Origin of the sequence: Dokdonella fugitiva (genome assembly GCF_014138265.1) — a bacterium.
GTDB classification, from domain to species: domain Bacteria; phylum Pseudomonadota; class Gammaproteobacteria; order Xanthomonadales; family Rhodanobacteraceae; genus Dokdonella_A; species Dokdonella_A fugitiva_A.
This window is the reverse complement of sequence record NZ_JACGXL010000004.1, coordinates 330477-350129: the sequence shown is the minus strand read 5'-3', so window position 1 is coordinate 350129 and position 19653 is coordinate 330477. Positions and strand designations below refer to the sequence as shown.

Annotated in this window: 18 protein-coding genes; 16 read left to right on the top strand and 2 right to left on the bottom strand. The window is 70.9% G+C overall.

Annotation, left to right across the window (positions count from 1 at the left end):
• Nucleotides 1–166 precede the first annotated feature (166 nt).
• From FHW12_RS14040 to FHW12_RS14030, 3 genes are all read left to right on the top strand, one after another.
• The gene (locus FHW12_RS14040) at nucleotides 167–2905 is read left to right on the top strand and encodes a TonB-dependent receptor plug domain-containing protein (protein ID WP_182531653.1); all 2739 of its coding nucleotides are present in this window, start codon (nucleotides 167–169) and stop codon (nucleotides 2903–2905) included.
• Nucleotides 2906–2963: 58 nt separating this feature from the next.
• Nucleotides 2964–3980 (top strand): S1C family serine protease, encoded by a 1017-nt coding sequence (locus tag FHW12_RS14035; RefSeq protein WP_182531652.1) that lies wholly within the window; start codon nucleotides 2964–2966, stop codon nucleotides 3978–3980.
• 276 nt (nucleotides 3981–4256) lie between these two features.
• Nucleotides 4257–4757 carry a TlpA family protein disulfide reductase gene (locus FHW12_RS14030; RefSeq protein WP_182531651.1) on the top strand — a complete coding sequence of 167 codons (501 nt, stop codon included), beginning with the start codon at nucleotides 4257–4259 and terminating at the stop codon, nucleotides 4755–4757.
• A gap of 85 nt (nucleotides 4758–4842) precedes the next feature.
• Here FHW12_RS14030 and FHW12_RS14025 read toward each other — a convergent pair whose 3' ends face one another.
• Together FHW12_RS14025 and FHW12_RS14020 are read right to left on the bottom strand one after the other, a co-directional pair.
• Complete coding sequence (locus tag FHW12_RS14025) at nucleotides 4843–5187, bottom strand: cupin domain-containing protein (protein WP_182531650.1); 345 nt, start codon at nucleotides 5185–5187, stop codon at nucleotides 4843–4845.
• Nucleotides 5184–5645, bottom strand: coding sequence for an OsmC family protein (locus FHW12_RS14020; protein WP_182531649.1), 462 nt, complete (start codon nucleotides 5643–5645; stop codon nucleotides 5184–5186). The genes FHW12_RS14025 and FHW12_RS14020 overlap by 4 nt, the downstream gene beginning before the upstream one ends.
• A gap of 181 nt (nucleotides 5646–5826) precedes the next feature.
• Here FHW12_RS14020 and FHW12_RS14015 point away from each other — a divergent pair, with 181 nt between their 5' ends.
• The 13 genes from FHW12_RS14015 (at nucleotide 5827) to FHW12_RS13955 (ending at nucleotide 19578) form a co-directional block, all read left to right on the top strand.
• Nucleotides 5827–6069: a DUF1272 domain-containing protein gene (locus tag FHW12_RS14015; protein WP_182531648.1), complete on the top strand. Its 243-nt coding sequence runs from the start codon at nucleotides 5827–5829 to the stop codon at nucleotides 6067–6069.
• A gap of 152 nt (nucleotides 6070–6221) precedes the next feature.
• Nucleotides 6222–7394 (top strand): phosphoglycerate kinase, encoded by a 1173-nt coding sequence (locus FHW12_RS14010; protein ID WP_182531647.1) that lies wholly within the window; start codon nucleotides 6222–6224, stop codon nucleotides 7392–7394.
• A gap of 79 nt (nucleotides 7395–7473) precedes the next feature.
• Nucleotides 7474–8865: a hypothetical protein gene (locus FHW12_RS14005; protein WP_182531646.1), complete on the top strand. Its 1392-nt coding sequence runs from the start codon at nucleotides 7474–7476 to the stop codon at nucleotides 8863–8865.
• Nucleotides 8862–9509, top strand: coding sequence for an HAD hydrolase-like protein (locus tag FHW12_RS14000; RefSeq protein ID WP_182531645.1), 648 nt, complete (start codon nucleotides 8862–8864; stop codon nucleotides 9507–9509). Before FHW12_RS14005 ends, FHW12_RS14000 begins: the two co-directional genes overlap by 4 nt.
• A 98-nt stretch (nucleotides 9510–9607) precedes the next feature.
• On the top strand, nucleotides 9608–11074 hold the full coding sequence (gene pyk, locus FHW12_RS13995) for a pyruvate kinase (protein ID WP_182531644.1): 1467 nt from the start codon (nucleotides 9608–9610) through the stop codon (nucleotides 11072–11074).
• A gap of 95 nt (nucleotides 11075–11169) precedes the next feature.
• Nucleotides 11170–11718, top strand: coding sequence for a hypothetical protein (locus FHW12_RS13990; protein WP_182531643.1), 549 nt, complete (start codon nucleotides 11170–11172; stop codon nucleotides 11716–11718).
• Between the two features lie 41 nt (nucleotides 11719–11759).
• Nucleotides 11760–12200: an energy transducer TonB gene (locus tag FHW12_RS13985; protein WP_182531642.1), complete on the top strand. Its 441-nt coding sequence runs from the start codon at nucleotides 11760–11762 to the stop codon at nucleotides 12198–12200.
• An 83-nt stretch (nucleotides 12201–12283) separates the two neighbouring features.
• Nucleotides 12284–15274 carry a WD40 repeat domain-containing serine/threonine protein kinase gene (locus FHW12_RS13980; RefSeq protein ID WP_182531641.1) on the top strand — a complete coding sequence of 997 codons (2991 nt, stop codon included), beginning with the start codon at nucleotides 12284–12286 and terminating at the stop codon, nucleotides 15272–15274.
• A gap of 16 nt (nucleotides 15275–15290) precedes the next feature.
• Complete coding sequence (locus FHW12_RS13975) at nucleotides 15291–16322, top strand: SMI1/KNR4 family protein (protein WP_182531640.1); 1032 nt, start codon at nucleotides 15291–15293, stop codon at nucleotides 16320–16322.
• 154 nt (nucleotides 16323–16476) lie between these two features.
• Nucleotides 16477–17487 carry a class I fructose-bisphosphate aldolase gene (locus FHW12_RS13970; RefSeq protein WP_182531639.1) on the top strand — a complete coding sequence of 337 codons (1011 nt, stop codon included), beginning with the start codon at nucleotides 16477–16479 and terminating at the stop codon, nucleotides 17485–17487.
• 110 nt (nucleotides 17488–17597) lie between these two features.
• Nucleotides 17598–18491, top strand: coding sequence for an alpha/beta hydrolase (locus FHW12_RS13965; RefSeq protein WP_310735242.1), 894 nt, complete (start codon nucleotides 17598–17600; stop codon nucleotides 18489–18491).
• A gap of 59 nt (nucleotides 18492–18550) precedes the next feature.
• The gene (locus FHW12_RS13960; protein ID WP_182531637.1) at nucleotides 18551–18880 is read left to right on the top strand and encodes a DHCW motif cupin fold protein; all 330 of its coding nucleotides are present in this window, start codon (nucleotides 18551–18553) and stop codon (nucleotides 18878–18880) included.
• Between the two features lie 8 nt (nucleotides 18881–18888).
• Nucleotides 18889–19578 carry an aspartate/glutamate racemase family protein gene (locus FHW12_RS13955; protein WP_182531636.1) on the top strand — a complete coding sequence of 230 codons (690 nt, stop codon included), beginning with the start codon at nucleotides 18889–18891 and terminating at the stop codon, nucleotides 19576–19578.
• Nucleotides 19579–19653: the final 75 nt, after the last annotated feature.

Below are 19653 nucleotides of genomic sequence, written 5' to 3'. Positions count from 1 at the left end.
ACGGTCATTTGCGTGGCCGTCGAGGCGCGTGCTATCGTCCGCCGAATAGACGTCTATACGTCCGTTGCTCGTGCGCGACGTCGCATCGCGCGTCCCGTACCGCCTCGCCGGCCGATGCCCCGGATCGCTCCGGCCCGTCCGTCGCCCACCCTGGGGATCCCGAAACATGAAGCACACCGCATTCCGCCGCACCGCGCTGGCCGCCGCCTTGCTGCCGCTGCTCGCGTTCGCCCAGGACGACACCCAGGTGCCCGCGCAAACGAACCAGCTCGAGCAGATCACCGTCACCGGCTCGCGCATCCCGCGCGCGCAGGTCGAGGGGCCGGCGCCGGTCATCACGATCAAGGGTTCGGACATCGACGCCGGCGGCTTCCGCAGCGTGTTCGACGTGCTGACCCAGGTCACGCAGAACACCGGCAGCGTGCAGGGCGAGGACTTCGGCAGCACGTTCACGCCGGCGGCCAACGTGCTCAACCTGCGCGGCCTCGGGCCGAACCACACGCTCGTGCTCGTCAACGGCCACCGCGTCGCCGATTATCCGATCGCCTACAACGGCTCGGTCAACGCGGTCGACCTCGCCAACATCCCGAGCGTGATGATCGACCGCATCGAGATCCTCAGCGGCAGCGCGTCCGCGGTGTACGGTTCGGATGCGATCGCCGGCGTCGTCAACATCGTGCTCAAGCAGCAGCACGAAGGGCTCGACGTCAGCGTCAGGGTCGGCGGCACGCAGCAGGGTGGCGGCGACAACCAGCGCGTGCAGCTCATCGGCGGCGGCAGCTGGGGCGACCTGTCCGGCGTGTTCGGCCTCGAACTGACCCAGCGCGAGCCGATCTTCTACGGCGATCGCCGCCTCACCGACAGCTACACGCGCTACACCACGCCGGACGACGTGCCGGCGCCGATCCTCGCGATCCGCGATCCGGTGTCGCGCGACTACTACGACCTGCCCGGCGCCGGCTGCGACGCGCTCGGCCAGCTCCTGGACGGCAGCCTCACGAGCTTCCAGAACCCGCGCTACGACGGCAGCTACTGCAGCAGCGACCACTACTACAGCAACCGCACGATCCAGACGCGCAAGAAGCTCGCCAACGGCTACGCGAGCCTGCACTACGCGCTCAACGACACGACCGAGCTGTTCGCCGACGCGCTGTACGGCTTCTCGAAGATCGCGACGACCGTGCGTGCGCCCGCGTGGTCGTCGCCGGCGGCGTTCTGGAACGAGGCGACCGGCCGCCTCGAGACCTGGACGCGCGTGCTCACGCCGGAGGAGATCGGCGGGCGCGAACGCAGCGCGCGCACGTTCCTGCAGCACGCGACCGATTTCACGTTCGGCGCGCGCGGCACGTTCGGCGCGTCCGACTGGCACTACGAAGCCTCGGCGAACCGTTCCGACTACGTCAGCGACCAGGGCATCTCGCGTTTCCTCGCCAACGTCGACGACTTCTTCCTAGGCCCGCAGACCGGCACGCACGAGTTCGAGGGCGACGAGTACCCGTCCTACAACGCGGACCCGGCGCAGTTCCTGCGGGCGGTCACGCCGGAGCAGTTCCGCAGCTTCAGCACCTACACGCGCGAGCGCGACAAGGCGTGGACCGAGAACGTCAGCTTTTCGGTCAACGGCGACCTGCTGCAGCTGCCCGCGGGACCGCTCGGCTTCGCCGGCGTCGTCGAGGTCGGCCGCCAGGGCTACCGCAACACGCCCGACCCGCGCATCGACGCGGGCGCGATCTGGCACGTGACCGGCGCCGAGACCGACTTCGGCACGCGCGATCGTTACGCGGCGGGTTTCGAGCTCAACGTGCCGATCTTCTCGCAGCTCAACGCGACCCTCGCGGGCCGGCACGACGCCTACAGCTACGCCGACAAGGACATCTCGAAGAACACCTACAACCTCGGCCTCGAGTACCGGCCGTTCGAGAGCCTGCTGCTGCGCAGTACCTACGCGACCTCGTTCCGCGCGCCGGACATGAACTACCTGTTCGCGCGCAACACGACCGGCTACATCCCGAGCGTGACCGACGACTACCAGTGCCGCCTGTCGGGCCAGCCGTACGACAGCTGCGACATCTTCTACAACATGAACTTCGCCCAGTCCGGCAGCACCGAGCTGCTGCCCGAGCGCGGCAAATCCTTCACCTACGGACTGGTGTGGTCGCCCGGCGGCGGCTTCGACGTCTCGCTCGACTACTACCGCATCCGCATCCGCGACGAGGTGACCAACCTCGACGAGAACCAGATCCTCGCGACCGAGGCCGACTGCCTGCTCGGCGAGGCGCAGGACGGCACGCCGATCGACCGCGACTCGCAGATCTGCCGCGACGCGATCGCGCGCGTCGTGCGCAATCCCGCCGACGCGGCCGTCAACCCGAACCAGGTGACGAACCTGCTGCTGAGCCCGGTCAACGCGGCGACCGAGCGCACGCACGGCATCGACCTCGCCGCGAACTACCGCATCGCGACCGACGGCTACGGCAAGTTCCAGCTCCACGCCGGCTACACGCACGTGCTCGGCCACGACTACCAGCAGTTTCCCGGCGATCCGGTGCGCGACTACCTCAACGACCTCGCCTACCAGAGCGACTGGCGCACCAAGGTCGACGCGTCGGTCGGCTGGAGCCGCGGCAATTGGAGCGCGACGATCGACGGCACGCGCTGGGGCCGCATCCCGAAGAACGACTACTCCGGCTTGCGCAGCGCCTACACCCTGTTCAACGGCAGCGTCGGCTACGACATCGGCGATCGCGCGCACGTGATGCTCGCGGTGAACAACCTGCGCAACTCGAGCCCGGTCGACAAGAGCGCGGGCTGGCCGAACTACTCGGCCGGCTGGTACGACGCGTACGGACGCCAGTGGTGGCTGCAGTTCGACTACCACTTCGGCGCGGGCAAGAAGGGCGGCTGACGCGCCTTGCGGGGCGGCCGCGGCTTGAGCCGCGCGCCGCCGGCCCCATCTCCGCGCGATGCTCGACAGCGAATTCCCCGATGGCGCCACGGCGCCGCTTCCCGACGGCGACGCGTCCCCGGCCGTCGACACCGTCGCCCTCGACGCGTACTCGCGCGTCGTCACCGGCGTCGTCGACGCGGCTGCGTCCGCGGTCGTCGCGATCGGCGTGTCCGACCGCGTCGACGAGGCGGGCCGCGCGCTGCCCGGCGGCGGCGGTTCCGGTTTCCTGTTCACGCCCGACGGCCTCATCCTCACCAATTCGCACGTCGTGCATCGCGCGCGGCGCATCGAGGTGACGACCACCGCGGGGCAGGCGTTCACGGCCGACCTCATCGGCGAGGATCCGCACACCGACCTCGCGCTGCTGCGCGTGTCCGCGCCGAAGGCGCTGCCGGTGCTGCCGCTCGGCTCGGCGCGCGGGATCCGCGTCGGCCAGCTCGCGATCGCGATCGGCAACCCGCTCGGCTTCGCCTGCACGGTCACCGCGGGCGTCGTCAGCGCGCTCGGCCGCAGCCTGCGCGCGACCGGCGGACGGCTCATCGAGGACGTGATCCAGACCGACGCCGCGCTCAACCCCGGCAATTCCGGCGGACCGCTGCTCGACGCGAACGGGCGCGTGATCGGCGTCAACACCGCGATCATCGCCGGCGCGCAGGGCATCTGTTTCGCGACCTCGATCGACACCGCGAACCAGGTCGTGACCGAGCTCATGCGCCACGGTCGCGTGCGTCGCGCATCGCTAGGCCTCGGCGCGCAGAACCTGCGCCTGCCGCGCCGCTACGTGCGCTGGTTCGAACTCGCCTCCGATGCGGCGATTCGCGTCATGGAAGTCGCGTCCGGCAGCGCGGCCGCGCGCGCGGGCGTCGAGGTCGGCGACATCGTCGTCGCGTTCGAGGGCGCCACGGTCGACGGCATCGACGCGCTGCATCGCGCGCTCGGCGCCGACGCGATCGCGCGCACGGCGACGATCCGCTTGCTGCGCCGCGACCGCCGCCTCGACCTGCGCATCACGCCGGACGAGTTCGCGGGGTGAGGGCTTCGCGCGGAAAGGCGAAAGATTGAAACACGAAGGACACGAAGGAAAAACAAAAGAAGATTGAAACACGGAGCACACGGAGCACACGGAGAAAGCAAGGCAAGGAAGCGCTTTTTCTCCGTGTACTCCGTGTCCTCCGTGTTTCAGGCTTTTGCTTTTCCGGAGTCGCGCCTGCGCTTCGGCAGTCGCCACCGCCGACCCGAGTCGCGACCCGCCTGTGCAAGGAATCCGCCGCGGTGCCGGTCTGCAGGGAGACCCGTCACGGAGATCGCCATGCGTGCGCTGCTGTTCTGCCTGTCGCTGTTGTTCGCATCGAGTGCCGTCGCCGCGGATGCCACCCGCGCGTCGCCGTGGGAAGGCAAGGGCGCCGACGGCCGTCCGATCCGCTTCGACCCCGGTCACCTGCAGCGCCCGGCCGTGCTGTTGTTCTGGGCGACCTGGTGCCCGTACTGCAAGGCGCTCATGCCGCACGTGCAGGCGGTCTACGATGCGGCGGGCAAGGCGAAGCTCGACGTCTACGCGATCGACATCAAGGACGACGGCGATCCCGTCGCCGAACTGCGCGAGCGCGGCCAGACGTTCACGCTCGTGCGCGACGGCGATGCGATCGCCGAGCAATACGGCATCAAGGGCACGCCCGGCCTGCTGCTCGTCGATCGCAGCGGCGCGATCGTCTATCGCCGCGTCGGCGGCGACGCGCCCGAAGCGGTCGAGGCCGCGTTGCGCGAGCGGCTCGGGTTGCCGATGGCGCCGCCGGTTTCATCGGTGCCGTGAACACGCTTTCGTAGGCCGGACGACCGCAGGTCGGCCGGCGCCGTTCGCTCTAGCGCGCTCGCCGGCCGCGCGTCGCGCGTCCGGCCTACCGGGTGGCTGTCTCGCCGCCCTCGGGGCCGTAGAACATCACCCACACCACGAGGTCGTCGCTGAAGTCCTCGAAGCGGTGCGCGCGCCCCGCAGGCGCGAACAGCGCGTCGCCGCGCTCGAAGCGCGTGCGTTCGTCGCCGCAGACGAAACTGCCGTCGCCTTCGACGACGACGTACAGCTCGTCCCGCGCATGCGGCTGTTGCGAGTCGTGCCCGCGCGGCGCGTACAGCTCGAGCGACAGCGTGCCGTGGCGGAACACCTCGACGAAGCGCACGCCGCCGGGGCCGGGCAGGCGTGCAAGCGCATCCACGCAAGCGATCGACGCGCCGTGCTCCGTCATGCGGGCGACTCGACGCGGATCGCGGTCTTCACCGAGTTCGCGATGAAGCAGCGTTCGTGCGCGGCCTCGTGCAGGGCATGCACGACGCCCGCGTCCGGCTGCGCGCCCGCGAACGCGATGCGCGGGCGCAGCACGACGTCGGTGATCGCCTGTCGCCCCGGCGCGATGCGCGCCATCGTGCCGACCGCGTCGTCCGCATAGGTGTCGACGACGAGCCCGCGCTCGGCGCTGAGCGAGAGGAACCAGAGCATGTGGCAGCTCGCGATCGCCGCGACGTAGGCCTCCTCGGGATCGACCGCGCCCGCGTCGGACCATGGCGCGGGCACGACGTGCGGCGACGGCGAGGCGGCGACGACGCTGCCGCCGTCGAAGCGCCACTCGTGCCGGCGCGAATAGCGGCCGTCGGCGAAACTCGCGTCGCCGCGTTGCCAGGCGATCGTTGCGGTATGCGTGCTCATGCGGGCTCCGTCGTGGCCGGGAGTGCATGCTAGCGCCGCGCGCGGTGGACGGTGCGGGCCATTCCGCGCGGGGCCGGCAGGGCCACGCCGCAATGGCCCCGTCCGCACGTCGCGCGGCGGCCGTCGCCGCGACGTGGATCGGCGCGCACAATGGCGGTACGTCCGGTCCACGAGGTGCGCCATGCTCGAACTGCGTCCCCACTGCGAATGCTGCGGCAAGGATCTCGCGGCCGATGCCGACGACGCGATGATCTGCTCGTTCGAATGCACGTTCTGCGCGGCGTGCGTCGCGCAGCGGCTCGACCACGCCTGCCCGAACTGCGGCGGCGGCCTCGAGCGACGGCCGCAGCGGCCCGCGGCGATGCTCGCGAAGTACCCTGCCTCGACGGCGCGTCGCGCGCTCGCCTGCGGCACGTCGCACTGAAGCAGGCAACGCGGGCAGGTCGGGCCGTTGCGCGGTCGCGCCCGCGGCGGTAGTGGCCGGCCCGTCCGGGGCACCGCGTGCGCGCATTTGCGCCGGGCGCCATTCGCCGCTGTAATGACCGGTTTCCCCGATCCGAATCCGAGGAGTTCCCGATGTCCGTCGTGCGCATGAGCGATCTCGACCTTGCCGGCAAGCGCGTGCTGATCCGCGAGGATCTCAACGTGCCGATCGACGCGGGGCGCATCACCTCGGAGACGCGCATCCTCGCCGCGCTGCCGACCCTGAAGCTCGCGCTCGACAAAGGCGCCGCGGTGATGGTCATGTCGCACCTCGGCCGGCCGAAGGAGGGGCAGTGGAGCGCCGAGGATTCGCTCGCGCCGGTCGCGCGGCGCCTCGGCGAACTGCTCGGTCGCGACGTGCCGCTGGTGCGCGACTGGCTCGACGGCGTCGACGTCGCCCCCGGCCAGCTCGTGCTGCTCGAGAACTGCCGCATGAACGTCGGCGAAGGCAAGGACGACGAAGCGCTGTCGAAGAAGTACGCCGCGCTCTGCGACGTCTACGTGATGGACGCGTTCGGCACCGCGCATCGCGCGCAGGCGTCGACGCACGGCGCGATCCGCTTCGCCAAGGTCGCCGCCGGCGGCCCGCTGCTGATGGCCGAGCTCGACGCGCTCGCCAAGGCGCTCGAACATCCCGCGCGCCCGCTGCTCGCGATCGTCGCGGGCTCGAAGGTGTCGACCAAGCTCACCCTGCTCGAGACGCTCGTCGGCAAGGTCGACCAGCTCATCGTCGGCGGCGGCATCGCCAACACGTTCATCGCGGCGGCGGGCCATCCGGTCGGCAAGTCGCTGGTCGAGCTCGACCTGCTCGACACGGCGAAGAAGATCATCGCCGCGGCGAAGGCGCGCGGCGCCGACGTGCCGGTGCCGACCGACGTCGTCGTCGCGCCCGAATTCAAGGCCGACGCGCCGGCGACGGTGAAGAAGGTCGAGGACGTCGCCGCCGGCGACATGATCCTCGACATCGGCCCGCAGACGGCCAGGCGCTATGCGGAACTCATCGCGAAGGCCGGCTCGGTGGTCTGGAACGGCCCGGTCGGCGTGTTCGAGTTCGACGCGTTCGGCAAGGGCACCGAGACGCTCGCGCATGCGATCGCCGCGTCGGACGCGTTCTCGATCGCCGGCGGCGGCGACACGCTGGCCGCGATCGAGAAATACGGCGTGGCCGGGCGCGTGTCCTACATCTCGACCGGCGGTGGCGCATTCCTCGAGTTCCTCGAAGGCCAGGAACTGCCCGCGGTGGCGGCGCTGAAGGCGCGCGGCTGACGAGGATGTGCGCGCGGTCGCAAGCGGCGCGCGCGTGGCCTGCTAGGCTGCGCGTCCGCCCGTTCGCGAACCCTACCGAATGAAACGATTCCTCATCGCGGGCGTCGCGCTCGCATGCGCGGCGCCACTCGCCGCGCAGGACCTGCTGCAGGGCACGCTCGAGCTGCGCTGGGGTGACCCCGCGCCGGGTTCGACGCCGCCGAGCCGCTTCGAGGCCGAGCTCGTCGAGCGCGATGGTGCGCGCCACCCGCTCGATACCGCGAGCGCGCTGCGTGCGGCAGGCGATCTCTACGCGCTCGCCGGGCGCGAGGTCGCGCTGGACGCGCAACCGGCGCCGTGGCCGGGCGGCCGCGTGCTCGCCGGCGCGATCGTCGCCGCCGACGCCTCGGTCGAAGCCGCCGCCGCGCCACGCGTGAGCGGCAGCCAGCCGTGGGTCACGCTCGCGTGCAAGTTCAGTGACGTCGCCGCGCAGCCGCACGACCTGCCGTACTTCGGCACGATGCTGTCGAACCAGACCGGCCGCCTCGACCACTACTGGCGCGAAGTGTCGTACGACAAGGTCAACGTCGCCGGCAGCACCGCATACGGGTGGTTCACCTTGCCGCATCCGCGTTCGTACTACGTGCCCGCGAACGGCTCGGCGAACCTCGGCCAGCTGTTCACCGATTGCACCGGCGTCGCCGACGCGACCGTCAACTTCGCCAACTTCGTCGGCGTCAACACGTTCTACAACGACGACCTCGACGGCTACGCCTGGGGCGGCAGCCGCTACGCGACGCTCGATGGCGTCAGCAAGGTCTGGTACGTGACGTGGGAGCCGCCGTGGGGCTACGCGAACGAGGCGCCGCTCGCGCACGAGATGGGGCACGGCTTCGGCCTGCCGCACGCGAACAATTCCGACGGCGACGACGATCCGTACGACAACCCGTGGGACGTCATGAGCGACGCGTGGGACAACGCCGGCGACGACGCGACCTACGGCACGCAGCCCAAGCACATCGGCATCTGGTCGCGCGACCATCTCGGCTGGATCGACGCCGCGCGCAAGCTCACCGTGTCGGCCAACGGAACCTACAACAACATCACGCTCGATCGCGCGAGCCTGCGCGGCTCGACCCACGTGCAGATGATCGTGGTCACCCTGCCGGCGCCGGCCCCGGCGAGCCACTACTACGTGATCGAGGCGCGCAAGCGCAGCGGCTACTACGAGGCGAACCTCGCCGGCGACGCGGTCATCATCCACGAGGTCGACACGACGCGCGACGAACCCGCGTGGAGCGTCGACGCGACCGTGCCGCCCGCGGACACGGCGAACGACGAGGGTTCGATGTTCAAGGTCGGCGAGAGCTGGACCGCGCCCGGCAACGCGTTCACGGTCGGCGTGACGGCGGCGAGCGCCGAAGGCTTCGTGCTCAACCTGCAACGCGGCGCGCTCGTCGACCAGATCTTCAAGAACGGCTTCGACGGATGAGGCTCGCGCTGTTCGATCTCGACGGTACCCTCATCGATTCCGAGGCGGGCATCGTCAACTCGATCGAATACGCGCTCGGCCGCCTCGGCGCGCCGAGCCCGCCGCGCGACATCCTGCGTGGCTGGATCGGGCCGCCGCTGCGCGCGACGTTCCCGCTCGCGCTCGGCGACGATCCCGTCGCGGTCGAACGCGCGGTCGACCATTACCGCGAGCGCTTCAGTGCGGTCGGCTGGCAGGAGCACCGCGTCTACGATGGCGTCGGCGACGCGGTCGACGCGCTCGCCGCGTGCGGCATCCAGCTCGCGGTCGTGACGAGCAAGGTCGACCTGTACGCCGAGAAGATCGTGCGCAGCCTGCCATTCGGCGACCGCTTCGCGCGCGTGTACGCGGCTGCGCCGGGCAGCCGCGACAGCGAGAAGGCGTCGATGATCGCGCGCGCGCTGGCCGACTTCGACGTCGCGCCCGGCGCCGCCGCGATGGTCGGTGACCGCCATTTCGACATCGATGGCGCGAAGGCGAACGCGGTCCGCGCGATCGGCGTCGCCTGGGGCTTCGGCAGCGTCGACGAGTTGCGCGACGCCGGCGCGGACGCGATCGCCGACCAACCCGCGCACCTGCCCGACCTGCTCGCGCATCGCGCCTGAAGGACGCATCGGCTCCATTCATCGATTGCGCGCCGCGATGGACGCCGCTGCGGCGACGCTGCTAGCGTAGCGGGCTCGTCTGGAAGGGAGCGACGCGGATGGCAGAGCAGCTTCGCCGTACCAAGATCATCGCCACGCTCGGGCCGGCGACCGACGCGCCCGGTGCGCTGAAGAAGCTGATCGCCGAAGGCGTCAACGTCGTGCGCCTCAACCTGTCGCACGGCAGCGCGGCCGACCACCGCCAGCGCGCCGACGCGGTACGTGCGGCGGCCGCCGAACTCGGCGTGGAAGTCGGCGTGCTGGCCGACCTGCAGGGACCGAAGATCCGCATCGAGCGCTTTGCCGCGGGCCCGATCGAACTCGCGCCGGGGCAGGCGTTCACGCTCGACTGCCGCGCCGACGCGCCGTCCGGCGACGCGACGCGCGTCGGCGTGAGCTACCACGACCTCTGGCGCGACGTGAAGCCGGCCGACGTGCTGCTGCTCGACGACGGCCTGGTCTCGCTCGAAGTGGTCGAGGTCGGCGACCGCACGATCGGCTGCAGCGTGCTCGTCGGCGGCCGCCTGTCCGACCGCAAGGGCATCAACCGCCTCGGCGGCGGTCTCACGGTCGCCGCGCTGTCGGACAAGGACCGCGCCGACATCCGCCTCGCTGCCGAACTCGGCGCCGATTTCCTCGCGGTCTCGTTCGTGAAGGTCGCCGACGACATCGAGCAGGCACGCCGGCTGCTGCACGAGGCGGGCGGCAGCGCCGCGCTCGTCGCGAAGATCGAGCGCGCCGAGGCGATCGACAACCTCGCCGAGATCGTCGACGCGTCCGACGCGGTGATGGTCGCGCGCGGCGACCTCGGCGTGGAGATCGGCGACGCCGAACTGCCGGGCCTGCAGAAGAAGATCATCCGCGAGGCGCTCACGCGCTCGCGCGTCGTCATCACCGCGACGCAGATGATGCAGTCGATGGTCGAGTCGCCGATCCCGACGCGCGCCGAAGTGCTCGACGTCGCCAACGCGGTCATCGACGGCACCGATGCGGTCATGCTGTCGCAGGAAACCGCGGCCGGCAAGCATCCCGACAAGGCGGTCGCGGCGATGCGCCGCGTCTGCCTCGGCGCGGAACGCCAGTTCGAGCCGACCGAGGATCTCAGCCCCGGCGCGCACCGGCTCGACCGCACCGACCAGGCGATCGCGCTCGGCGCGATGTTCCTCGCCAGCCAGGTGCGCGTGCGCGCGATCATCGCGCTGACCGAGAGTGGCGCGACCGCGCAATGGCTGTCGCGCTACCGCTCGACCGTGCCGATCTACGCGCTGTCGCGCAATGGCGCCGCACGCCGGCGCATGCTGCTCTACCGCGACGTCAACCCGGTCGAGTTCGACGCGCACGGCGTCGGTCCGACGCAGGCGTCGCGCGACGCGATCCAGCACCTCTACCGCCTCGGCCACCTCGCGGTCGGCGATCGCGTGCTCATCACCAACGGCGACCACACGGGGCAGGGTGGCGGCACCAATACGCTCAAACTGCTCATGGTCGGTGCGGACGGCGTCGCCGAAGGACTGAACGACTTGTAAGTTCTCATGGGGCGGAGGTGCGCCGAGCCTGGTCCGTCCCGGCCGGAATCCGATGCCGCCCACCGACGCCGGTTTCCGCGGCATGGAGCATCCCTGTGCGCACATCCTTGTACTCCATCCTTTGCATTGCCATCCGCCTCGGTGCGGTCTTCATGGCGGTGCAGGTGCTCGTCGGCGTACCGACGGCGCTTGGCGAGCTTCTCGCCGCCCAGGTCACCGTCTCGACGAAGGCGGCGATCACCTTCGGCGTCGCCGAACTGGCGTTGGCCGGATTGCTCTGGCTCTATCCGGGGATCCTGGCGCGCATCGCGGCGGCCACGTCGAGCCAGCAGGTGTTCGAGAGTCCGATCACCGCGACCGAACTGCAGCAGCTCGCATTCGCCGTGCTCGGCATCTGCTTCGTCGTGCAGGGGCTGGTCGACCTTGTCGACATCGGCACGTCTCTTTCGATGGGCGTGCTGACCGGCGACGCGCTCGACCGGTACATGCGCCAGTACGGCTGGCCGTGGATCGGCCGCGACGCGATCCGGATCGCGTTCGGCATCGGACTTGCCCTCGGTGCGCGTGGATTGGCCACGGCCTTGTTCCGGTGGCGCGAGTACGGTCTGGTGGCGCCGCAGCGCGACGAAACACCGGGAGGCTGAGATCGTCGTAGACTGTGGGCACGTCCCGCACGGAGCCCGCCATGTTGCGCCGAATGATCGCCGTCCTGGCCATGGCCACCAGTACCGTTGCCGTCGCGCAATCCGACGCGCCGCCACGCGTCGTCGTGCCGGACAAGCTCGCCGGTTACTGGGCGCTCGTCGCGGCGTCGGTCGAAGCCGACGTGCCGATCATGGCGCGCAACATCAGCTCGCCCGGCTGCGCGGCGGTGTCGTTCGTCGTCGAGAAGGACGGTCGAACGAGCACGATCAAGGTGCAGCGCGTGGTGCCCGCGGGCGATCTCGCCAAGGTCGCGACGAGCATGGCGAGCAACATGCGTTTCGAGCCGACCGTGACGAATTCCGGTCGCGACCGCGTGTTCAGCTGGCTCATCTTCCCGTTCAACGCACCGACCGACCCGGCCGCGCGCACCGCGGTCATGCAGCAGTGCCAGATCGACAAGCTCGGCTGGAACGACCGCTGACGGACGCAGCCATCGCGCGCGCATTGACGCGCGCATCGCGCTGCCGACACCATGGGCCCTCGCTGAGGGGGGCGGTCCCGTCGATGGACTTCCGGATCTGCACGGCCTGCGGCCTCGCCATGGGCGCAGGCGCACTCCGTTGCGCACGCTGCGGCGGTGCCGCCGCGCGCGCCGACGGGCGCGCGTTCATCGGTCAGACGTTCGGCAAGTACGCGCTGCTCGGGCTGATCGGCGAGGGTGGCATGGGCGTCGTGCTGCAGGGGCGGCACGTCGCGCTCGGACACGCGGTCGCGGTGAAGCTGCTGCAACCCGGCCTCGGCGACGCCGCGTTCCGCGAACGCTTCCTGCGCGAGGCGCGCCTGCTCGCGGGATTGCGTCATCCGAACATCGTCGACGTGCACGACTTCGACGTGTCGCCCGGCGACGTGCCGTACTACGTGATGGAGCATCTCGAAGGCGAGAGCCTCGCCGCCGAGATCGCGCGCTCGCCGCAAGGGCTGCCGGTCGCGCGCCTGATGACGGTCCTGCGCGGCATCGTCGACGCGCTCGCCCACGCGCACGCGCAGGGCATCGTGCATCGCGACCTCAAGCCCGACAACGTGTTCCTCGCACGAGTCGCGGGGCGCGAGCAGGTCAAGCTGCTGGATTTCGGCATCGCGCGCGTGCTCGAGGACGATGCCTCCGAAGGCGCGCGGCTGACCCAGGCCGGGCACGTGATCGGCACGCCGCAATACTTCGCGCCCGAGCAGTTCTACGGCTATCCGGTGACGCTCGCGACGGACCAGTACGCACTCGCGCTGATCGTCGCCGAGATGCTGCGCGGAAAGCCGTTGCGCAGCGGCCGCAGCTTCAGCGAGATCAGCCTCGAGGGCCTCACGCGCACGCCCGCGACAATGACCGCGGAACTGCCGCGCGACACGTCGCCGCGCATCGCCGCGGCGCTCGCGCGCGCACTCGCGGTCGACCCGGCGCAACGGCACGCCGACGTCGTCGCGTTCCTGCGCGCACTCGAGGACGACGGCCGCGCCGACGTCGCGACGCGGCCCGCGCCGGTGCACGCGCCGCCGGCGACGGTCGAACGCGCGATGCCGCGGCGTCCGCGGGGGCGGTTGATGGCCGGCGCGATCGCCGCGGCCGTGGCCGCGCTGCTCGGTGCGTTCGCACTGTGGCGCCTGCATGCACCGGCGCCGTCCGCGACGGCTGCCGTCGCGGTGCCGCCGGCGACGGCGTGGCTGCGCGAGCGTGAGCGCTACGGCGTGCCGGTCGACGCGCGCAACGTGCTCGCGCGCCGCAACGACGTCGCCGTGCTCGCGTCGGCCGACGGCTGGTACCTGCGCCCGCTGCAGGCCGGCGTCGAAGCGAGCCGTGTCGTGCTGCCGCACGGGCAGCGCCTGCTCGGCGCACTCGAGGAGGGGCGGCTCGCCGTCGCCGCGGGCGACCTGCTGCAGGCGACCGATCCGGTCACGGCGGAAGCGACGCCCCTCGCGCGCCTGCCGAAGGAACTCGCGCCCGACGCGATCGTGCGCGTCGCGCCGGATGCGCGCACGCTCGTCGCCGCCTCGGCCCGCGCACTCGTGCTGTGGCGCCGCGGCGAGGACGATCGCCTGCAGCGCGGCGCGAGCATCGCCGACGCCGCCGATGCACAGGCGATCGCCCTGTCGCGCCGCTGGCTCGCCGTCGTCGACGCGTCCGGTGCGCGCGTGCGCGTGATCCGCAGCGCCGACGGCGCGGTCGTGCTCGACGAGGCGCTCGACCTCGGCGCGGTGCGCGATCTCGCCCTGCTCGACGAGCCGGCGCGCCTCGCGGTCGCGGGACGCGAGCCGGAAGTCGACGTGTTCGCGCTCGATCGCAGCGCGCCGATGCGCTCGCTGCCGGTGCAGCGCGGCGCGCAGTCGCTCGCCTGGCTCGCCGATGCACCGACCCTGCTCGTCGCCGGCGAAGCGGGCATGCGCCTCTGGCGCGACGACGGCTTCGTCGACGCCGCGCCCGTCGGGGCCGCGAGCACGCCGGGTGCGGTGCAGGCCGACGGTGCGGGCGTGCTGCTGCTCGACGGCGTCGCGCATCGCCTGGCGCGACTCGACTACGGCGTGTTGCCGGTCGCGCAACGGTTCGATCTCGGCAAGGCGGAAAGCTGGGCCGTGCACGTCGACACCGCGCGGCACGCGGTGTACGTCGGCTCGAGCGACGGCGTCGTCTACGCGATCGACGGCGGCAAGGTCGTCCCGCACGCCTTGCATGCGGATGGCGTCACCGCGCTCGCGGGCGACGCGGGGCATCTCGCCAGCGCATCGGACGACCGAACGCTCGCGATCTGGAACCTGCCCGCGATGGACGTGCGCTGGCGCTCGCGCGGGCACGACTACCTCGTCAACCAGATCACGCTCGTCGGCCAGGCGCTGTGGTCGAGTTCGTCCGACGGCACGCTCAAGCGCTGGCGCTGGCCCTCGCTCGAAGAGGAGGAAGCCGTCGACCTGCGCGCGCTCGCGGCGACGCCGGACCTGCGCCTGCACGCGTTCTGGATCGCGCGCGACGCACGGCGGGCGCTGGTCGGCACGTGGAACCATCGCCTGCTCGAGCTCGCGCGCGACGACGCCGGCGCCTGGTCCGCGCGGCCGCACGCGATCGAGAGCGCGAGCGGTTACCACCTGCTCGAGCTCGACGCCGCGCGCGTCGTGCTCGTCGAAGGCACCGAGCCGACGCGGCTGTACGCATGGGACCTCGACACGCGGCGCCTGGCGCGCCTTCCCGATTTCGGTCATCGCCTGTGGACGTTGACGCCGGACGGCCGCGGCGGCGCGTTCGCCGCGGGTCGCGGCGTGCTCTGTCGCTACGCGCTCGCGCGCGCCGCGGACGGCGCTGTGCGCGTGCGCGTCGAGGCCGCATTGCGCAGCGACATCGGCGACCTCACCGCGGCGGACTACGACGCGGGCAGCGGCCGGCTCTGGCTCGCCGACGCCGACGGTCACCTGCTCGCGCTCGATGCGCAGCACCTGCCGCTCGTCGTACTCTACGAGGGGGCGCTCGAAGCGGACCCGCCGGATGCGACCGCGCCGGCGACGCCGGCGCGGCGCTGACGAAGGAACGGATTCCATGACGATGCCTGCTCCCGTGCGCCTGCCGAACGCGATCGTGTTCTCCGCCGCGCTGTGCGTCGCGCTTGCGGGCACGCGTGCCGCGGCGGTGCAGGTCGACGTGATGTCGCCATGGCAGCCTGCGCGCATCGACCTCGTCATCGACGTCGACGACAAGCCCGCCTGCAGCCTGCGCCGCGACGCCGCCGGCGACGCGACGCGCGTCGTGCTCTGCCGCTTCGAACTCGCGCCAGGTCCCCACGCGCTGCGCGCGCACGGCGAATACGCGCTCGACGGCGACGACGGCAAGCGCCACGCGCGCAAGGGCGAGCAGGCGATCGCGCTGGTCGATTTCGCGCCGGCCGCGAGCGTGCTGTCGAAAGCGGACCGGCCGTACGGCGAGCGCGTCGCCGCGTTCATCAAGGCGACCCGTGCATTCGCGCGCGAGCACGGCGTCGAGGTCTGGCTCGACGTGGGCAAGCCCGCCGATGCCGCGACGATCGACCGTGCGCGGCAGCGGCTCGGCTTCGACCTGCCCGCGGATCTCGTCTCGCTGCAGCGGACCGTCGGTGCGATCCGCATCGGCGACCATGCGATGACCAGCGCGGCCGACTTGCGCGACGCCTACGGCGCGATCGTCAAGGACTGGGGCACGCCCGAGGCGGCGATGCAGGAGGACTATTCGCCGAAGATGCAGGAATTGCTCAAGGCGAGCACGCTGCTGTTCACCGAGGTCGGCGACGGCCTCGGCGGCCTGCTGTACCGGCCGCCGCCGACCAAGGCCTGCGGCGCGCAGGGCATCTACTACTGGACCTCGCAGGAAGGCGGCGACGAGAACCTCTCGGCGAACGGCGCCTGTCCCGATTTCGCCGCCGCGTTCCGCTGGCTGGTCGAGGCGTTCGTGATCGACGACCTCGCCCGATCGCTCGCCGACGAGCACGCCAGCGTGCTGATCGACACCTCGACCGGCGCCCAGGCGCTCGAACTCGACCTCGCCGATGGCGATGCGTTCGGCATCGGCCTCGCGCGGCACTGGCAGTCGCCATATTGAAGACACCTGCGCGTGAGGCCGCCTGAACGGCCACCGGGGCGGGCGGCACCCGCGGCGGAACTGACCTATAATCCCCGGCCCTGAAAATCATCCCGCGCCCGGTCGAGCCATCCTGCGGCCGCGGCGTCTTTTCGTTTCGTCACGGAGCCGTTTGATGAGTATCGAAGAGCTTGAAAGCATTGCCCAGGCGATGGTGGCACCGGGCAAGGGCATCATCGCGATCGACGAGTCCACCGCCACGATCAAGAAGCGCTTCGACTCGGTCAACGTGCCGAACACCGAAGAGAACCGGCGTGCCTACCGCGAGATGCTGCTGACCGCGCCGCGGCTCGGCGAGCACATCTCCGGCGCAATTCTTTACGACGAGACGATCCGCCAGGCGACCAAGGCCGGCGTACCGTTCACGAAGATCATGCTGGACGCGGGCATCCTGCCCGGCATCAAGGTCGACATCGGCGCCAAGCCGCTCGCGGGCTTCCCGGGCGAACTCGTCACCGAAGGCCTCGACGGCCTGCGCGAGCGCCTCGCCGAGTACGCCAAGCTCGGCGCGAAGTTCGCCAAGTGGCGCGCGGTCATCACGATCGGCGAGGACACCCCGAGCGGTACCTGCATCGAGGCGAACTCGCACGCGCTCGCGCGCTACGCCGCGCTGTGCCAGGAGGCGGGCATCGTGCCGATGGTCGAACCGGAAGTATTGATGGACGGCGACCACGACATCGACGTCTGCTACGAAGTCACCGAAGCGACGCTGCGTTCGCTGTTCGGCGCGCTGTACGAGCAGAACGTGCTGCTCGAAGGCACGATCCTCAAGGCGAGCATGGTCGTGTCCGGCAAGGACTGCGCGGACCAGGCCGACGTCGATTCCGTCGCCGAAGCGACCGTGCGCTGCCTCAAGTCCGCGGTGCCGGCGACCTTGCCGGGCATCGTGTTCCTCTCCGGCGGCCAGACCGACGAACAGGCGACCGCGCACCTCAACGCGATGAACCAGATGGGCCCGCATCCGTGGCCGCTGTCGTTCTCGTACGGCCGCGCGATGCAGACCGCCGCGCTGCAGCTGTGGGGCAAGGACATGCAGGCCAACTTCAAGGCCGCGCAGGACATGGTCGTGCTGCGCGCGAAGCAGAACGGCCTCGCCGCGCTCGGCCAGTGGAAGAAGGTGGCGTGACCCGGCGCGATCCGTCACGGATCGCCCCGGTGCGAATGCGGAAGACGGGCGCTGCGGCGCCCGTTTTTCGTTCGCCATCGTCGTCGCGGACGGCGGCGCATGCGGGCGCGGTGCTCGCGTTCGTGCTCGGCCTCGCTTCGCCGTTCGTCGTCGCCGCGCCGAAGGCCGCCGCGTCGCCGCCCGCGGTCGAACTCGCCGATACCGAAGTGCGCACGATCGCGTCGACCGCGCTAGGTCGACGCTACGACATCCTCGTCGGCCTGCCCGAAGGCTACGCGGCGCAGCCGGGACGTCGCTATCCGGTGCTGTTCGTGACCGACGCGAACTACGCGTTCCCGCTCGTTCGCAGCATCGCCCACATGGTCGGTGACCATGGCCGCGGCCTCGAGGACTTCGTGCTCGTCGGCCTCGGCTACGCCGCCGGCGACACGCCGCAGTACAGCCGCCGACGCGACTACACGCCGCGCGGCGACGCCGACGCACGTTCCGACATGCCCGGCCGCGCGCCACTGCACGGCGAGGCGGAGGCGTACCGGCGCTTCGTCGCGACCGAGGTGTTCCCGCTCGTCGCGGCGAACTATCGCGTCGACATGAAGCGCAAGATCCTCGCCGGCCATTCCTACGGCGGCCTGTTCGCCGCGCACGTGCTGCTGACCGAGCCGACCATGTTCGAACGCTACGTGATCAGCAGCCCTTCGCTGTGGTATGACGATCGCGTCGTGCTGCGACGCGAACGCGAGTACGCCGCGACTCACGACGACCTGCCGGCCGACGTGCTGCTCGAGGTCGGCAGCTACGAGACACTGGATCCGGTCGCGCACGACCCGCGCTACAACCGCAGCAAGGACATGCTGCGCGACCTGCGCCTGTTCGAATCGCGCCTGAGGGCGCATCGCTATCCACACCTGCGCATCGAGACGAAGGTCGTCGCGGGCGAGGGTCACCTGAGCGTGTTCCCGATCGCGATCACCCGCGGCCTGCAGTGGGCGCTGCCTGCGCGCTGAGCCGCGCGGTGCGGTTCGCGCTACGCTGTCGCGTCGCCGCCTTCACGTTGGAGTCCCGCATGCAGATGCCGCCGTTCGCTTTCGACACGACCGACTGGATGCGGCTCGAGCCGACCGAACACGCGGGCGAGAACGGCGCCGCGTTCTGGCGCACGCGCGAGTTCGGCGCGCTGCGCGTGCGTCTCGTCGAGTACACGCCCGGCTATCGCGCCGACCACTGGTGCCGCAAGGGCCACATCCTGTTCTGCGTCGACGGCGAACTGCACACCGAGCTCGCCGACGGCCGCCGCTACACGCTCACCGCGGGCATGAGCTACCAGGTCGGCGACGACGCCGAACCGCATCGCTCGTCGACCGAGGTCGGCGCACGCTTGTTCATCGTCGACTGAGGCCCGCGATGAAGACGATCGGCCTCATCGGCGGCATGAGCTGGGAATCGACGCTCGGCTACTACCGGCTGGTCAACGAAGCGGTGAAGCGCCGCCTCGGCGGCCTGCATTCGGCGCGACTCGTGCTGTACAGCGTCGACTTCCACGACATCGAGCGCCTGCAACAGACGGGCGACTGGGACGCGGCCGGCGTCACGCTCGCCGACGCGGGGCGTGCGCTCGAGCGCGCGGGCGCCGAGGTCCTCGTGCTCTGCACCAACACCATGCACAAGGTCGCGCCTGCGATCGAGGCCGCGGTCGCGATCCCGCTGCTGCACATCGCCGATCCGACCGCGACCGCGATCAAGGCCGCCGGCGTCGCGCGCGTCGGCCTGCTCGGCACGCGCTTCACGATGGAGCAGGCGTTCTACCGCGATCGCCTGCGCGACCGCGGCCTCGACGTGCTCGTGCCGGACGAAACCGCGCGCGAGCGCGTGCATCGCGTGATCTACGACGAACTCTGTCTCGGCGTCGTGCGTGACGACTCGCGCGCCGCGTATCGCGACATCATGCGTGAACTCGTCGCGCGCGGCGCCGAGGCGATCATCCTCGGCTGTACCGAGATCTCGCTGCTGGTCCGCGCCGACGACGCAGCCGTGCCGCTGTTCGACACGACCGCGCTGCACGCCGAAGCCGCGGTCGACGCCGCGCTCGACTGACGGCGTCGGGAACGCCTGGGCCGTGTGCGACGGCCGGGTGATTTTCCCGGCGGCTCGCCTCACGCCGAGGCGCCA

Excerpts from the sequence above, each read along its gene's own strand:
- FHW12_RS14040 (WP_182531653.1), top strand. The coding sequence starts at position 167 with ATGAAGCACACCGCATTCCGCCGCACCGCGCTGGCCGCCGCCTTGCTG.
- FHW12_RS14035 (WP_182531652.1), top strand. The coding sequence starts at position 2,964 with ATGCTCGACAGCGAATTCCCCGATGGCGCCACGGCGCCGCTTCCCGAC.
- FHW12_RS14030 (WP_182531651.1), top strand. The coding sequence starts at position 4,257 with ATGCGTGCGCTGCTGTTCTGCCTGTCGCTGTTGTTCGCATCGAGTGCC.
- FHW12_RS14025 (WP_182531650.1), bottom strand. The coding sequence starts at position 5,187 with ATGACGGAGCACGGCGCGTCGATCGCTTGCGTGGATGCGCTTGCACGC.
- FHW12_RS14020 (WP_182531649.1), bottom strand. The coding sequence starts at position 5,645 with ATGAGCACGCATACCGCAACGATCGCCTGGCAACGCGGCGACGCGAGT.
- FHW12_RS14015 (WP_182531648.1), top strand. The coding sequence starts at position 5,827 with ATGCTCGAACTGCGTCCCCACTGCGAATGCTGCGGCAAGGATCTCGCG.
- FHW12_RS14010 (WP_182531647.1), top strand. The coding sequence starts at position 6,222 with ATGTCCGTCGTGCGCATGAGCGATCTCGACCTTGCCGGCAAGCGCGTG.
- FHW12_RS14005 (WP_182531646.1), top strand. The coding sequence starts at position 7,474 with ATGAAACGATTCCTCATCGCGGGCGTCGCGCTCGCATGCGCGGCGCCA.
- FHW12_RS14000 (WP_182531645.1), top strand. The coding sequence starts at position 8,862 with ATGAGGCTCGCGCTGTTCGATCTCGACGGTACCCTCATCGATTCCGAG.
- pyk (WP_182531644.1), top strand. The coding sequence starts at position 9,608 with ATGGCAGAGCAGCTTCGCCGTACCAAGATCATCGCCACGCTCGGGCCG.
- FHW12_RS13985 (WP_182531642.1), top strand. The coding sequence starts at position 11,760 with ATGTTGCGCCGAATGATCGCCGTCCTGGCCATGGCCACCAGTACCGTT.
- FHW12_RS13980 (WP_182531641.1), top strand. The coding sequence starts at position 12,284 with ATGGACTTCCGGATCTGCACGGCCTGCGGCCTCGCCATGGGCGCAGGC.
- FHW12_RS13975 (WP_182531640.1), top strand. The coding sequence starts at position 15,291 with ATGACGATGCCTGCTCCCGTGCGCCTGCCGAACGCGATCGTGTTCTCC.
- FHW12_RS13970 (WP_182531639.1), top strand. The coding sequence starts at position 16,477 with ATGAGTATCGAAGAGCTTGAAAGCATTGCCCAGGCGATGGTGGCACCG.
- FHW12_RS13960 (WP_182531637.1), top strand. The coding sequence starts at position 18,551 with ATGCAGATGCCGCCGTTCGCTTTCGACACGACCGACTGGATGCGGCTC.
- FHW12_RS13955 (WP_182531636.1), top strand. The coding sequence starts at position 18,889 with ATGAAGACGATCGGCCTCATCGGCGGCATGAGCTGGGAATCGACGCTC.